Annotated in this window: 9 protein-coding genes; 7 read left to right on the top strand and 2 right to left on the bottom strand. The window is 42.3% G+C overall.

Annotation, left to right across the window (positions count from 1 at the left end; translation table 11 throughout):
• Positions 1-8 precede the first annotated feature (8 nt).
• On the top strand, positions 9-1,265 hold the full coding sequence (locus K8S19_11505; protein ID MCD4814304.1) for an MFS transporter: 1,257 nt from the start codon (positions 9-11) through the stop codon (positions 1,263-1,265).
• Here the strand turns inward: K8S19_11505 and K8S19_11500 are convergent.
• Positions 1,262-3,445, bottom strand: a complete 2,184-nt coding sequence (locus tag K8S19_11500) for a hypothetical protein (GenBank protein MCD4814303.1) — start codon at positions 3,443-3,445, stop codon at positions 1,262-1,264. The genes K8S19_11505 and K8S19_11500 overlap by 4 nt on opposite strands.
• Positions 3,446-3,477: 32 nt before the next feature.
• Positions 3,478-5,244, bottom strand: a complete 1,767-nt coding sequence (locus K8S19_11495; GenBank protein MCD4814302.1) for a hypothetical protein — start codon at positions 5,242-5,244, stop codon at positions 3,478-3,480.
• A 655-nt stretch (positions 5,245-5,899) separates the two neighbouring features.
• On the opposite strand from K8S19_11495, the gene K8S19_11490 reads away from it, so the two are divergent.
• From K8S19_11490 to hydF, 6 genes are all read left to right on the top strand, one after another.
• Complete coding sequence (locus K8S19_11490) at positions 5,900-7,636, top strand: NAD(P)H-dependent oxidoreductase subunit E (protein ID MCD4814301.1); 1,737 nt, start codon at positions 5,900-5,902, stop codon at positions 7,634-7,636.
• Between the two features lie 14 nt (positions 7,637-7,650).
• Positions 7,651-9,603: a [FeFe] hydrogenase, group A gene (locus tag K8S19_11485; GenBank protein MCD4814300.1), complete on the top strand. Its 1,953-nt coding sequence runs from the start codon at positions 7,651-7,653 to the stop codon at positions 9,601-9,603.
• A 223-nt stretch (positions 9,604-9,826) separates the two neighbouring features.
• Positions 9,827-10,864 carry a [FeFe] hydrogenase H-cluster radical SAM maturase HydE gene (gene hydE, locus K8S19_11480; protein MCD4814299.1) on the top strand — a complete coding sequence of 346 codons (1,038 nt, stop codon included), beginning with the start codon at positions 9,827-9,829 and terminating at the stop codon, positions 10,862-10,864.
• Positions 10,865-11,948: 1,084 nt separating this feature from the next.
• The gene (locus K8S19_11475; protein ID MCD4814298.1) at positions 11,949-13,370 is read left to right on the top strand and encodes an aspartate ammonia-lyase; all 1,422 of its coding nucleotides are present in this window, start codon (positions 11,949-11,951) and stop codon (positions 13,368-13,370) included.
• Positions 13,371-13,392: 22 nt separating this feature from the next.
• Complete coding sequence (locus K8S19_11470; protein ID MCD4814297.1) at positions 13,393-13,845, top strand: nucleoside deaminase; 453 nt, start codon at positions 13,393-13,395, stop codon at positions 13,843-13,845.
• A 207-nt stretch (positions 13,846-14,052) separates the two neighbouring features.
• Entirely contained in the window at positions 14,053-15,279 is a 1,227-nt protein-coding gene (gene hydF / locus K8S19_11465) for a [FeFe] hydrogenase H-cluster maturation GTPase HydF (GenBank protein MCD4814296.1), read from the top strand.
• Positions 15,280-15,327: the final 48 nt, after the last annotated feature.

The raw sequence follows: 15,327 nt of genomic DNA, 5'->3' as shown, positions 1-15,327 counted from the left end.
CCATTGCCATGACTAAATGGAATTTAATCGTCGAACGCTTTAGCGCGTATGGTTTTTTGAAAAATCTCACCTTTTTTACACCTTTTATTATTCTGTTTTTCCGCCAATTGGGGTTCTCTTTTTTGGAAATTGGACTCTTGTTTGCAATTGCTGAGATTGTAACCAATTTGGCGGAAATTCCTTCAGGCATTTTGGCCGACCTCGTCGGACGTCGCCGCGTTTTGATTGTCTCTTTTTTATTTTATATGATTAGTTTTGGGGTTTTTTATTTTTTGCAGCACTATTGGCTTGCGGCAATTGCGATGGTGTTTTTTGGCTGCGGGGAGGCATTCCGGAGTGGGACGCATAAGGCAATGATAATGACGTATGCAGATATTCATGGTCGCATGTCGGAGCTTACGGAGATTTACGGCATCACGCGGTCATGGTCTCAAATGGGTGCTGCGGTTTCCTCTTTACTGGCCGCAGTGCTTGTTTTGTGGAAAGGGGAATACCGAATTATTTTTTTGGTGAGTATTTTTCCTTACATACTTGATCTTTTGGTGGTGGCAACGTATCCCAAAGAATTGGATGGAAATCCAAAAACTACTTTGAGGTTGAAAGAAGTTTACCAATTTGTTTTTGCCGCGTTAAAAGAAGTTCTGAAAAACAGTCGATTGAGGCTTGTGCTGTTAAACAGTGCGCTGGATAAAAGTTTTTATAAAACAGCCAAGGATTATCTTCAGCCTTTTTTGTTTGCCAATGTATTTGCAATCCTGCCGTTTTCGGTTGCTTTGTTCTCTCAACAGCCGAAGGAGAAAACCGCCGCCATTGCGATTGGTGTTGTCTATTCTCTCGTGTTTTTCATCAATGCGGTTGCAGCTCGTCAAGCCAAACGGATTTCCCGCCAACTCGGCGGCCAAGCGCGCACGTTGAATCGGCTGTATCTTTTATATGTTATTGTATTCGCAGCAGCAGCGGTGGCACTCAATCTGCAATTTCTTTGGTTGGTGGTGGCGGTTTTTATTGTGCTGGGTGCTTTGCAAAATATCCGGCGCCCCATACTTGTCGCGTATTTGGGTGCATTGATCCAATCTGAGCAACGGGCGACAATCATGTCTGTCGAGACCCAACTGCAAACGCTCTTTACAATTGTCATGGCACCCCTGTTGGGATTGGCTGTCGATCTTTTTGGCATACAAGCAGTATTTGTTTTTGCGTTTGTGATTTTTGGCGGGCTTGGATCAATTTTGCAGCTGCGGCATGTGGAGCGGCCCGGGCATTAAATTGAGGGCAACAGAAAAGAAAAGTGCGCCCCCTCACGCCGCCGGCTTTCCAGAAGCACAGCGCCATTGTGTTTTTCGATGATTTTTTTTACCAGAAATAATCCCAGTCCGGGGCCTTGATATCTTTTGTGACTTTCCTTGACCTGACGGAAAATATCAAAAATAGCATTAATTTCTCCTTCAGGAATGCCATCGCCATTATCGGAAATTATAAATTCATTGCAGACACACGATGTGCGCTCATCCGCAAGATTGTATTTGGATAGACGTGCGCTTGTCATTTGAGACCACTGGACGGTGACACAGCCGTTTTGCGGTGTGAATTTGAAAGCATTTGAAATTAAATTGTCTAAAACGGTCCGTAAGCGTTTGCGATCTCCCAAAATAGTGTTGGGTCCGCCATTCAAGTCAAAAGACCATTCCAGAGATTTGCCGGGGAACAACAATTCGTTTTCCAAGTAACAATTTAGTATAAGCCGGTGAATATCGACCGGTTCATTTAGCAGCTCAATTTTACCATTTTCGATTTTTGCAATTTCAATGATGTTTTTAATGAGCACTTCCAGACGGTGGATATTTTTAATTAAAATTTTGTTCAATCCTGCCCGGGATTGGTTGGGAGCGTTCGCCCACAAAAGCGTTGCAGCCGCTTTGATGGAAGTCAAGGGTGTCCTGAGATGGTGCGACGCCATGTTAATGAAATTACTTTGTTCAGTATACATGCGATGCATGCCTGCCAATGCATTTTCGAGTTCAGCGGTTCTTTTTATGACTTCATGATTTAAATGTTCGTTCGATATTTCCAGGTCACGGTTTAAAAAATGAAGATTATCATAAAGTATGGAATTGTTCATGGCAGCGATAAGATGTGGCTGGAGTTGAGTCAAAAATCTAAATTCCCAAGAACGCGGCAGGTGGCGTGTTTCAAGAAACAGGATACCCAGTAAGTCACTGCTTTGTACAATGGGAACGATGATGGTTACACTCAAGTCATCAAAAAGTTGGTTTATTTTTGTTTTGATCGTGTGATAACGCGGATCGTAGTTTATATCATCTTTGAACAGGATTTCAGGTGAATGCTTAAACCAATCCAGAAAATACCGGATAATTGCCGGGGACTCATTCTCCGAACCCGGGAGGGAACGGAATTTGAAAGAGCCGGAAGCAATGACTTTGTGGGCAATACAAATTTTTTTCAGTTGGAAGACATTGACCATCATTGTTTCAATCAGGGTCAGGAGATCATCCGGGCCCTGGAGGGAAATGATTTTATCGGAAAAAGACCGTATAAGAATTCCGGAGTTGCGATCATGCTTAAAAAGTTTTTTCGATAATGGAATTTGTAGAACCATTGCATAGGGTACAAAAATGGTGAAAGCCGCCACGGAGATCAACCATGCGATCTGCCACGAGGGAATCACTTTAAGCCTAAAGAGAATACTGAACCCGAGAGCCCACGGCAGGGCGAGCACAAGCATGACGAAGAAGTGATGCAAAAGCGTTATAAGTATGTTTTGAAGTTTGACCACCCGGTAGATAAAAAGAATATAGGCCGAAACGAGCAGCAATCCGCTCATGACCAGCGGGCCCGCCGGATGGCGGGGGCTGCCCGGGTTGGGAAAGCCGGCGACAAATGCGACTGTACTTAGCGAAAATGAAATCAATATAAGGAGAATGCGTTTTTTATGCAGAGGGTCTTTTTCCGTATAATAACGATTGCACCATAAAACCAAAATGATTAAAAAGGATGAAAGCAGATAACCCGTCAAGAGGGAGGGGATATCAATGCCGTCGATTCGTTTTCCCAGGGGAAGGAAATCAGGCGATTCATTGATAGGGAGGATAAGCGTCGCGGAACAAATATAGAGCACAATCAAAAACCAGCGTAATGCGCGGTGGCGCAATTCAAGGAAGCGCATTGTGAAATAAAAAAAAGCAATCGGGGTAAAAGCAATACCGACATAATAAAAAAGGGACCAGTCAGTTAAAGGCGATTTAGGCGTCTGGAGATGGTGCATGCCGATTCCTGTGGTCCAGATCAGCTGACAAAAGCATACGAAAGAAAAAGCAAGGCTAAAAGACATTTTTCTCCAAAACGAGAACAGGGCTGTCAGCAGAATAATGAAACTGCAGGAAAGGTACACCAGTGCATTTGCGTGGGTGGTTATCCAAAAATTCATGGTACAGGCCCCTTATCGTTATACAGTTTCCGTCAGGGATCGTGGTGTAACGTACCCTTGACAGAAGAAAATATCATGGCAGATCCATCAATGAATTCCTGCTTGCCATCTTCCATCCGAACAATTTCAATGATATAGCGAATGAGCATCTCAAGCCGCCGGACATTATTTTGCATAACAAGTGTAAGGTCATTGTTTTTTGAGGTTGCGTCGGCAGTCGTGCCCCACAAGAGCGTCGCGGCGACTTTGATGGCGGTCAGGGGTGTTCTTAAGTTGTGGGATGCCATGGTGAAAAAATCAGATTGTTCTTCATTGAGCGTTTGTATTTGCTTGAGCGCGGTTTCGAGTGCATGCGTTTTATTTCGGACTTTTTCATTGAGATTAATATTTCCTTCCCACAGCGTTTTGCTTAGTTTGCGAATACATTCATATAAATAAGCGTTATGAATTGCGATGGTTGCAATTGATTTCAATTGGTTTAAGAATGAAATCTCAAGGTGGTTGAAAAAATCATGTGTGGGATTTTTTCCAATTATGATGATACCGAGTAATTGTTTTGCGTGGAGCAGCGGGATGAAAATTTCAGCATCGACACGCTCGAATGCAAGTTGGGCAATTGGGCGGATTGAAGAAAACTCATGAAAAAAATTAACATCATAGCGGAATAGGATTTTTGGATGTTCACGAAGCCATGGCAGTAAATTCACCAATGCCTCCGGGCAGACTGAGGCCGTGTCTTGGGAAGCAAGAATTTTATAGGTCGTTAAATCAGGATCGCCATAGACCATTAGGATATGGGGGATATGAAGTGTTTTTTTGATCATTTGCCGGATATAGTGCATCAATTTGTGAATGGTTTTTAGATGGTACATTTCATGCAGGAAAGCTTGTAATATTAAGTGAAAGGCATACTCTTTATGGAAAAGATGTCTTGTCAGCCAGGGGATTACAAAGTGGATATAAGGAATTGAGGCTAGAAATGAAAAAACTATAAACCCGAGCATTACCTGATAAAAATAATCACTGAAAATTTTGAAAAATATAAAGGAAAAAAGCCCCCAAGGGAGAATGGCACAAATTAAAACGCTTGAATGTTGAAATAAGATGCTGGATATGTTTTGCAATTGGATGATACGAAAAGTGAAGGCGGCATAGGCCTGGAATAATAAAAACAGCAAAGCAAAAAAAACCCCGAAAGGAAAAACAGCATATCCCAGTGTAGGGAAAAAATCGATGGTTGTCGGTGCAAATAAGAGCAACCCCATTGAAATAATTTGGATACGCCGGCGGTGGATTGCATCTGCTTCTTTGCGGTAAAAACGCACCCACATAAAAAAGGTGCCGAACATTGACAGATACATATACAGCAAAAAGAACCATCCAAGATATCCGAATTTGGCATAATACCCAAAAAAATGATGATGACTTCCAATGACGAAATGGAAGTTTGTCAGGGCGGTGATAAAGAAAAATGCTGACGTTGCTATCAAAACCCATAGTAGGAGACGGGTTTTGCGGGTGAAATTTTTCAGAAAAGAAATTGAATAATAAAAAAAGCAGACCGGTAAAAAACAAATACCGAGATAATAGATACGGCGAAATGTGTGTATGAAAGGGTCCGTATGAGAAAAGAAATTAAGCGCAATGCCGATGTTCCAGGTGAAAAGAGAGAAGCAGAGTAAGGCAAAAGGAATTCCGATCGGGTGCGGTCGCAGCAAGCGGTGCAATCCGATCCATAGAATGAAAAAGCTGATAAACAGATGGGGTAGTCCGTAAATATTCAAACTGGAAATATCCATCGGATGTGAGACTCCTTCTTAAAAAGCATAATTTGAAAATGGCGGTATTGACTCGCTTCATCAACGGGCTGCGCTAGCGTCCCAAGGCTCAATATCTTTACTGGTCGGGGCCCGAAACGCATGCGATAGAACTATTCATCATGTCTCCACACGTGACCTTTGAGGAAGCGCTGTCATTTTAGTATCGGTATCCCGGATGATTACACTTACCCATAATCGTTACATTCATGTGCGATTGAATAATTACGGGGAAGTCAAGAAGATTTGAAACACGCTTTTCAATTGGAATAAAATACTGTATGATTATCGTGCTAGTGCGAACACGATGGACAGCCTGCCCGGCGAATGCCGGGTGCCGGGTAAGTCCATTGATGAAGCAAGTGAAAATATCGCCGATTGAAGGTGGAGCACCGAATTGATAGTTCAGCAGATCGGTGCGACATCCTGCCATATTTAGGGCAGGGCGAACATCTCTCGACAAAAATACCACGGGTGTAAACCTGTGGATTTTTATTAAAAATTTTGTTTGAATAAAATTGTTTGAAACTATCAAGGGAGTCCCGGGGTTACACTGTGGGGCTTTACTCGAAAGGCAGGCCGCTACCCGATTATTTTGCTTGTAATCCAATTGATAACCTGAGAGGAGTGACACGAAATGCTTGAGAGTGAACGCTTACGACTTAGTCAGGAAATTGAGGATTTGGCAGCCAAACATAAAAATCGTCGTGAGGGGTTGTTGCCCATTTTGCAGGCAATCAAGGTCAAGCATCATCATATTAGTGATTTTGCCATGCAGGAAGTTGCCCGCTTATTGTCCATCCATCCTGTTGAAGTCTATGGTGTTGTGAGTTTCTATTCCTTTTTATCAACCAAACCCCAAGGAAATTTTGTAATTCGATTATGTAGAACGATATCCTGTGAATTAGCCGGCAAGGAATCTGTTGCCCGGCAATTAGAGAATGAATTGGGCATTCAGTTTGGCCAGACGACCAAGAATGGACGTTTCTCATTATTTTGGGCCAATTGTCTGGGAATGTGCGATCAGGGTCCTGCCTTGTTGGTTAATGACTATGTTTTTACTAATGTTACAGCTGAAAAAGTCTATGATATTATTGAAATATGCCGGAAAAGTTTTGGTGTATACGCATCTGAGGGCGAAAAGAAAATTCAGAGCGAGAATCCTGTTCAATCCAATGTGAAAGTAGAAAAATCAAGAGGCGCATTATCGAAAATTGAATTAAATAAGGGTCTTAAGGAAGCATTGAAAATAGGTCCGGAGAAAATTATTCAAGCGATTGAAGCATCCGGTCTGAAAGGACGAGGTGGTGCTGGATTTCCTACCAGCATTAAATGGAAATTAGCTTCCGATGCCACTGGGGATTGTAAATATGTTGTTTGCAATGCTGATGAGGGTGAACCAGGAACATTCAAGGATCGTGTTTTAATTACTGATTATTCTGACCTTATGCTTGAAGGGGTGACAATTGCCGGAATAGCAATTGGTGCGAAAAACGGGATTATTTACCTACGGGGTGAATACTCTTATCTTCATAAAAATCTTTTAAATACCATTGAGAAGAGGAAAAATGATCAGTTATTAGGGGATAATATACTTGGAAATAAAGGGGTTACGTTTAATGTGGATGTGCGGATTGGATCCGGCGCCTATGTATGCGGTGAGGAGACCGCATTAATTGAATCTTTGGAGGGTCAGCGGGGTGAGCCGAGAAATCGACCTCCATTTCCTGTGAATACCGGCTACAATGGTAATCCCACGATTGTTAATAATGTTGAGACATTTACCATGGTTCCGCATATCCTTGCAAAAGGTCCGGAGTGGTTAAGGAAGGAAGGTACTGAAAAATCACGTGGAATGAAGCTTTTTTCCGTATCTGGCGATTGCAAAGTATCAGGAATATTTGAAATGCCATATGGCGTAACAATAACAGAATTATTAGAAGTTGTTGGTGGTGAAGATGCTAAGGCCGTTCAGGTTGGTGGTGCAGCAGGAAGATGTGTGCCTAGATCAGAATTTGGTCATACGATTGCATTTGAGGACATTCCTACAGGTGGATCGATCATTGTTTTTGGTCCAAATACAGATATGCTCAATGTTGTGAAGAATTTTATAGAGTTTTTTAATGAAGAATCTTGCGGCCAGTGTACGCCTTGTCGAATTGGAAATGCCCGACTTCTAGAGGGTGTTGATATGCTTTTGAAGGGTCAGTGCTCAATAAAGTATTTGAGAGAAATTCAGGGACTTGGCAAGACTATGCAGCTGGCCAGCAAGTGTGGATTGGGTCAAACAGCGCCTAATATTTTTCTTGATATAACGAAACATTTCAAAGATGAGATTCTGGGACGTAAAAAACAGATGTCAGAAGTCAATTAGGGGGTTATTCTAATATGGATAGCAGATCCGTTCATCAGGAAAATGTTTCAGAATGCGGTAAAAATGCACGTTCGCCCTTAAGTCAGCGATTAAATGAGGATGATCGGACACGTGGCATAGCTGATGAGGGTATTCAAGTATCTGTGACGATTGATGAGCATACTTTTGATGTTCCTGTCAGAACTACAATTCTTGACGCTGCAAAACATGTGAATGTTCACATTCCGACGCTTTGTTACCATCCGGATTTATGTGTTGCCGGGGTTTGTAGAATTTGCGTTGTTGAGGTGGAAGGTCAGCGAACACTTCAGACTGCCTGTTCTTATCCAATCACTGAGCCGATTAAAATTTATACTTCAACTCCAAAAGTACGTCGAGCAAGGCGGCATATCCTTGATTTAATGCTGTCTGACCATTATGGTGAGTGTTACTCCTGTGTGCGTAACAATAATTGTGAATTACAATCACTAGCAAAGGAATATGGGGTTGATTTCTATAGGTTTGGGCATGTCCAGGAGCCTAAAACCGAGGTGGATAATTCATCCTACGCTGTTGTCCGGGATATGAATAAGTGCATTTTATGCAGACGGTGTGTCAGAACATGTATTGATCTTCAGGAAGTCGGTGTTTTAGAGGCAATTGATAGGGGATTCGATAGTCGAATAACCACTTTTATGGATAAACCACTCTCTGATGTTATTTGTATTAATTGTGGACAGTGTATCAACCGCTGTCCGACCGGTGCTTTGAGAGCAAATGACCCCTCAGATGATATCTGGGCTGCTATTGATAATCCCGATAAACATGTAATTATCCAAACTGCACCGAGTCCCAGAGCAGCGATTGGGGAGGAGTTTGGCCTTAAACCAGGGACATCCGTAACCCGGGAAATGAATACTGCGTTAAAAAGATGCGGATTTGATAAAGTGTTTGACACTAATTTCTCAGCAGATCTTACTATTATTGAAGAAGGAACTGAGTTACTGGTAAGACTAAAAGGAGTATTGCTGGATAAAGATGAATCAGTTATATTGCCTCAATTCACATCTTGTTCGCCAGGATGGGTAAAATACTTGGAACATTTCTATCCTGAATATATTCCTAATATGAGTTCGGCTAAAAGCCCCCAGCAGATGTTTGGGGCTGTCATGAAGACATATTATGCTGAAAAGCATAATATCGATCCGAAGGATATTGTGACAGTTGCGCTCATGCCTTGCTCAGCTAAGAAATTTGAATGCAACCGACCGGAAATGTCGGATTCTGGATTTAAGGATATTGACTATGGTCTGACAACACGTGAAATGGCACAAATGATTCAAGAGGCTGGTATTGATCTTCCGTCACTACCGAAGAGTGATTTTGATGATCCATTTGGTGAGGCTTCAGGTGCTGGTTTGATTTTTGGAGCAACTGGCGGTGTTATGGAGGCAGCCTTGCGGACAGTCGTTGAATTGGTAACCGGTCTTAAGGCAGAACAGATATTTGAGAATTTGAAAATTGAGCCGGTCCGGGGTTTTGAGGGAATCAAATATATGGAACTTAAGATCCCTCAGGTTGGACCTGTACCTGAGATCCTGAAGAACCTCAAAATTCCCAATTGGGACTTTCTCAATGGTGCAACCCTCAAGGTCGCTGTTGCACACGGAACTGCCAACGCACACAAAGTGATGGAGAATATCAAGGCTGGGGGAAAATTTTCCGAGTGTCATTTTATTGAATTCATGGCATGTCCGGGAGGATGTCTTGGGGGTGGCGGCCAGCCTATCCCAACATCCCCTGAAATCAGGGCAGCCAGAGCCGCAGCCATCTACGCTGAGGATGAATCACTGGAAATACGCAAGTCACATGAGAATCCTCATGTTCTCAAGGTCTATGAGGAGTATTTAACTAACGGACCCTGTAGTAAGAAGAGTCACGAGCTATTGCATACGCATTATACCAATAGGGGTAAGGCAATTGTATAATCAATAATCATGCCAATAAAGTGGCTGAGAGCAGAAGTGAAATAATCCTGTTTTCAGCTATTTTATTTTCCATTTATTCATTTCAAACATTTTAAAAAGTGCTAAACTATTCCGTGAAAAATAGTTTAGCACTTTTTTTTAAACTAACTTTTGCTAAGGAAAAAAACGTAAATGTCACGGTGTATAAATAGTCATAGAATAATAATTCAAGTGGTGATTGATGATGCGTCTAAATAAACGAGATATAGTTGAATGGTTGACCACAAAGGATAAACGAAAATTAAATAAACTATGGAATACTGCCAATGCGGTTCGTGAAAAATATGTTGGTGATGAAGTTCATTTTCGCGGCATCATCGAGATTTCAAATTATTGTGTCCGCCATTGTCTGTATTGCGGCATACGCGGAGAGAGAAGGGATATTCATCGGTATCATATGACGGATCGGGCAATCAAATCTTGTATCAGAAAAATCGAAAAATTCGGATATGGTACTGTTGTCATTCAAGCTGGAGAGAGCCCTAGAATTATACCGAACGATATAAGCGAGCTGGTTCGCTGGATAAAGCAAAATACCAGTCTTGCGATCACACTTTCACTTGGAGAGCAACCATATGAAGTTTTGAAAGAATGGAAAGGACAAGGTGCTGATCGGTATCTTTTAAAAATCGAGACCACAGATAAAAAATTGCTGGAAAAAATCCATCCTGGTGAGCCGTTCGGTTCTCGAAAGGAGAACATTTCACGACTTAAGCAGCTCGGGTATGAAGTTGGCTCTGGAATTATGATTGGAATTCCCGGTCAGACTTATACTAGTGTTGCCAAAGACATTTTATGGTTCAAGCGCATGGACATTGATATGATTGGCATTGGACCTTTTATCCCGCACCCTGATACGCCGCTGGCAACCTATCGTTTTGCACCCAGAAATCAAATTCCAGGCGATGAATTAACCGTTAATAAGGCCATTGCACTCACCAGGATTAAATGCAAAGAAGCAAATATGCCGGCCACGACGGCATTGGCCAGTATAAACCTCGCGTCTGGAAGAGAGAATGCGCTTTTTCACGGTGCAAACGTGGTAATGCCCAATGTAACACCCATTAAGTATAGAAAATACTATGAAATATATCCAAGCAAAGCATGCATTCGGGAGACAGCTGATCTTTGCTCAACCTGCATGACAAATCGAATGAAAAGAGTTGGTAGAAAAATAGGCACTGGAGTGGGTGCACGACAACATAGTACGAAAAGACAATAAGCATTTTCGAAAAAAGTGGTATTGGGATTTATCGCGCTAGCGCGAACACGATGGAGACAGCCTGCCCAGCTTGCCCCGCGTATGCGGGGGCGAATGCCGGGTAAGCTGCCCGTGGTATTTTTATGGGAGGATTCAACAAGTGTGAGTAGGTGGTGGTAATGTATAGTCATACCAAAGGGAATATCCTCCATGGAAATAATAAAAAATCTCACTTAAATAGATTCAAGTGTTCCTGCTATGTGACACATTAGTGTTTTCACCTGTAAAAATCTTTTAAAATAAGTGTTTTTATAGGTTGCAATTGTTCACGGCTAAGGAACTGTTTTTTTTATGTAATTAGGACGTTTGGTTTTCTCTGCTTGTAATTTTTATCACGAGTCTAAAGTGGAGGATGATTTCTCTGCCAATCTGTATTTAGAATGACAATTTTTGTCCGCAAGAGAGCCTAAGTGTTCCTAAATACCACTTATGCGGCAAAATAATATTTCCGGATGAAATAATTTGTTGTTTAAAGTAAGCATCCATATTAATTATGATGAATAGAAATCGGAGTATTTGATGCAATTAATTGAACACTCCAAACGGCATAACATATTAATAGAGTGACAAGCTTTTTTGGGTGATAAAATTTGGAATATTTAAGTGTACCACAAAGTGTAACATAGTGTTTTTATATGTTTATTGTATTTATAAAATAAGGACAATTCTTGTTGAAGATGTGTTCCGTATAAAAACAGCAAAATTCAGGAATGGATAGTACATTGCTTCTTAATGGATTGTACATTTTTTTAAATCCTATACAAAGAATTGTCATTATTGGTTTTGTGAGTTGTGGGGTATATATCTGAACAGAAATATAAGCAATTGAATTAAAAATATGATTTATGGGTATTTGTCATGCAACAAGGCATAATGATATTTAAGGAGTAAAAGAAGCGTTGGAGACACCATCCTAGCCGACAATACTATTGTTTATGTATTTAAATAAATTATTGTAATAACAGTATTTATATATCATAGTTCGTGCTAAACAAGATACGAATAAAGTGGTGTTTCAGCAAATGATGAAAGGCGGTATGTTATTATGGGGACGGAAAGTCGAATAGAGAAGGATATTTTAGGAGTTCGGGAAATTCCCGGGGATGAGTATTGGGGAATTCACACTGCACGCGCTTTTGAGAATTTTAGTATCTCAGGCAGAAAAATCCCCCGAGAGCTCATTATTGCATTTGCAAATGTAAAGCGGGCTTGTGCAGTAACAAACAATAAGCTTGGTTACCTGGATAGGCATATCTCTGAGGCGATCGAAAAAGCATGTCGGGAAATTGAGGAAAATGATTTGATTTCAAGCATTATTGTAGACGCCTATCAAGGTGGTGCCGGAACGAGTACGAATTTAAATATGTGTGAAGTAGTCGCAAATCGTGCGCTTGAAATAATGAAACATCAAAAGGGTGATTATAGAAAGTGTGATCCTTTGGAGCATGTTAATTTACATCAATCCACAAACGACACCTATCCAACAGCTCTTAGAATAGCTGTTTTTAGACTATTGAAGAAATTAGAACAAAATATAACGATTTTACAGGAATCCTTTCAGGAGAAGGAAAAAGAATTCGCAAAATGTATCAAAATTGCCCGGACTGAGCTTATGGATGCAGTTCCCATGACGCTGGGAAGGAGTTTTGGTGCCTGGGCTGAAGTTTTGAGCCGGGATCGATGGCGGATTTTTAAGTGCACTGAGAGAATTCGGGTTATTAATCTGGGTGGAACAGCCATAGGGACGGGAATGGGGGCTCCGCAGGACTATGTTTTTAGAGTAGCTGATGAATTGCGAGTCATAACTGATTTACCGCTATCAAGAGCTGAAAATTTATTAGAGGCGACCCAGAATCAGGATGCTCTGGTTGAAGTCATGGGCATGCTAAAAACCCATGCAATGAATTTAATGAAAATCTCCGGAGATTTGAGAATGATGGCAATGGGGCCGGATGGAGGGATCGGGGAAATTCATTTACCGGCAGTCCAGAGCGGCTCGTCAATTATGCCGAACAAAATTAATCCGGTGATGGCGGAAATGATCACGCAAGTTGCCATCCAGGTTTCCGGGCATGAGCATGCTGTTGCCTGGGCACTGGGATCCGGCCAAATGGAACTAAATGCTTTTCTTCCATTGGTCGCGCTGGATATGATAGAGTCGCTGGTAATATTAGGGAATGCGAATTTTCTCATGGCGGAAAAATGTGTGAAGGGAATTACGGCTGATGAAGAGCAATGCCGTGGACATGCGATTCGCAGCCGGGCCATTGCAACGGTTTTGGTTCCGGTGGTGGGATATCACAAAGCGACCGAGGTTGCGAAACACATGCAAGACAACAATTGTGATTTTATAACAGCTGCTCACAAAATAACCAGGCTTTCGTTGGAAGCGTGTGAGGCACTCATTACGCCGGAAGCGGTTAATGCACTGGGCACGATTCGGAAAGGGAAAAAGGAACATGAATAATCAATCAGATGATTTTGTGTTTATGCAACAGGCGATCAAAAGTGCGATCGCGGGTATTGAAAAAGGCCAAACACCCTTTGGTGCCTGTATTGTAAAAGACGGGGTGGTCCTGGCGCGAAGTCACAATAAAGTATGGAAAAATAAGGATATTACAGCACATGCCGAGGTTGAAGTAATTCGCAAGGTGTGCAAGAAACTTCAAACGGTTCATTTGCCGGGCACGACAATTTACTCGACGTGCGAACCGTGTCCGATGTGTTTTAGCGCGTGTCACTGGGCGGGAATTTCGCGCATTGTTTATGGTGCGGGGATTGCGGATGCAGAAAAATCCGGTTTTCGCGAGTTGCGTATTTCCAATTCTAAAATGCTGGCACTCTCGGGAAGTCCGATGAAAATTACGAAGCATATCTTGCGCGATGCTTGCGTGGATTTGTTTGACCGCTGGCGCCGGAGCGCAAAAAGTCAGACGTATTGACAAAACGCCGATAATACTATTTAGTAAATTATCAATAATATATTACAAAAATGTCGGTGTGCTCTCTTTTGCTTTTAAAACAGGCTTTTTATCGTAATTATTTATGCTTAAAATGGCTAAATAGGTGTTCGGGGAGTTTGGAATTTCTTTTTTGGACAGGATGCCGTATCATATCGGATATCGTCATCTCTTGAAAGGACACGTAAAATGCAGGATACCCCCCAAGGCATGCGGATGCACATCGGCATTTTCGGAAGAAGGAATGTCGGGAAGTCGACACTTTTAAATGCCGTCACCGGCCAGGACGTTGCAATTGTATCGGAGATACCCGGCACCACAACCGATGTTGTCAGCAAACCCATTGAACTCAAACCGATTGGTCCGGTGATTTTTTTAGACACGGCAGGCTTGGATGATACCGGATCGCTCGGTAACAAGCGTATTGAAAAAACAATGGCAGCCATGGATCGCGTGGATATGGCATTTGTCGTATTGGATACACAATGGGGCCAGCCCGAACACAAAGTCATTCAACAATTGAAACAAAGAAAAATACCTTTTATTGTTGTCATCAATAAATCTGATCTGGGATCCCCGGCTTCGGATCTGGTCGGAAAGTCCCTGGAAAATAATGAAACCCCGGTTTTGGTTTCTGCGAAAACCGGTACAGGTATTGATATTTTGCGCAAAGCCATTGTGGATCATGCACCGGAATCTTTTTTCAATGACCTCCCGATTGTTGCGGACCTTATCGGCCCGGGTGATACGGTGATTATGGTTGTGCCGGTAGATCTTGAAGCGCCCAAAGGACGATTAATTCTCCCGCAAGTACAAGTGATTCGTGAAGTACTGGATTGTGATGCCAAAGCGCTGGTGGTGAAGGAACGTGAGTTGTTGGATCTTTTAGATAATCTTAAACATCCGCCGCAACTTGTTATCACCGATTCGCAAGCGATCTTGAAGGTCAATGCAGATGTTCCGGCCTCGGTTCCCTTGACTGGATTTTCCGTTCTTTTTGCGCGATGGAAAGGGGACTTGGAAACGTTTGTGAAAGGGACGCAGACAATTGATCACCTGAAACCCGGCGACCGCATTTTAATTCTGGAATCTTGCAGCCATCATCCGATCGGTGAGGATATCGGACGTGTGAAAATACCCAGATGGCTGATGCAATATGTGGGTGGTGATCTTTTATTTGAGCATGAAGCGGGTCATGATTTTCCAGCAGACTTATCTTCTTATCGACTGATCATTCACTGTGGTGCCTGCATGACCAATCGCAGGGAAGTTCTGACCAGGATTTTACGGGCGCAGGAAGCGGGTGTCCCGATCGCTAATTATGGATTGGTGATTGCCAAATCGCTTGGTGTATTTGAACGGATTCTATCACCTTTTCCAGGAATACAGGATTTGTTGGATCATCCCCCTGCCTGATTGGACAAAATCAGCTGTTCCGAGTTGTGACTAAAAAATTGTGCCAAT

It is taken from the genome of bacterium (assembly GCA_021108215.1).
Taxonomy (GTDB): domain Bacteria; phylum Oederibacteriota; class JAAXVQ01; order JAAXVQ01; family JAUVAV01; genus JAIORK01.
Note: the sequence above shows the minus strand (reverse complement) of the source record. Positions and strands in the feature narration are given on the sequence as shown.

Bases quoted from the DNA above. Each gene is read 5' to 3' on its own strand.
- K8S19_11505 (MCD4814304.1), top strand. From the start codon at position 9: ATGACTAAATGGAATTTAATCGTCGAACGCTTTAGCGCGTATGGTTTT.
- K8S19_11500 (MCD4814303.1), bottom strand. From the start codon at position 3,445: ATGAATTTTTGGATAACCACCCACGCAAATGCACTGGTGTACCTTTCC.
- K8S19_11495 (MCD4814302.1), bottom strand. From the start codon at position 5,244: ATGGATATTTCCAGTTTGAATATTTACGGACTACCCCATCTGTTTATC.
- K8S19_11490 (MCD4814301.1), top strand. From the start codon at position 5,900: ATGCTTGAGAGTGAACGCTTACGACTTAGTCAGGAAATTGAGGATTTG.
- K8S19_11485 (MCD4814300.1), top strand. From the start codon at position 7,651: ATGGATAGCAGATCCGTTCATCAGGAAAATGTTTCAGAATGCGGTAAA.
- hydE (MCD4814299.1), top strand. From the start codon at position 9,827: ATGCGTCTAAATAAACGAGATATAGTTGAATGGTTGACCACAAAGGAT.
- K8S19_11475 (MCD4814298.1), top strand. From the start codon at position 11,949: ATGGGGACGGAAAGTCGAATAGAGAAGGATATTTTAGGAGTTCGGGAA.
- K8S19_11470 (MCD4814297.1), top strand. From the start codon at position 13,393: ATGCAACAGGCGATCAAAAGTGCGATCGCGGGTATTGAAAAAGGCCAA.
- hydF (MCD4814296.1), top strand. From the start codon at position 14,053: ATGCAGGATACCCCCCAAGGCATGCGGATGCACATCGGCATTTTCGGA.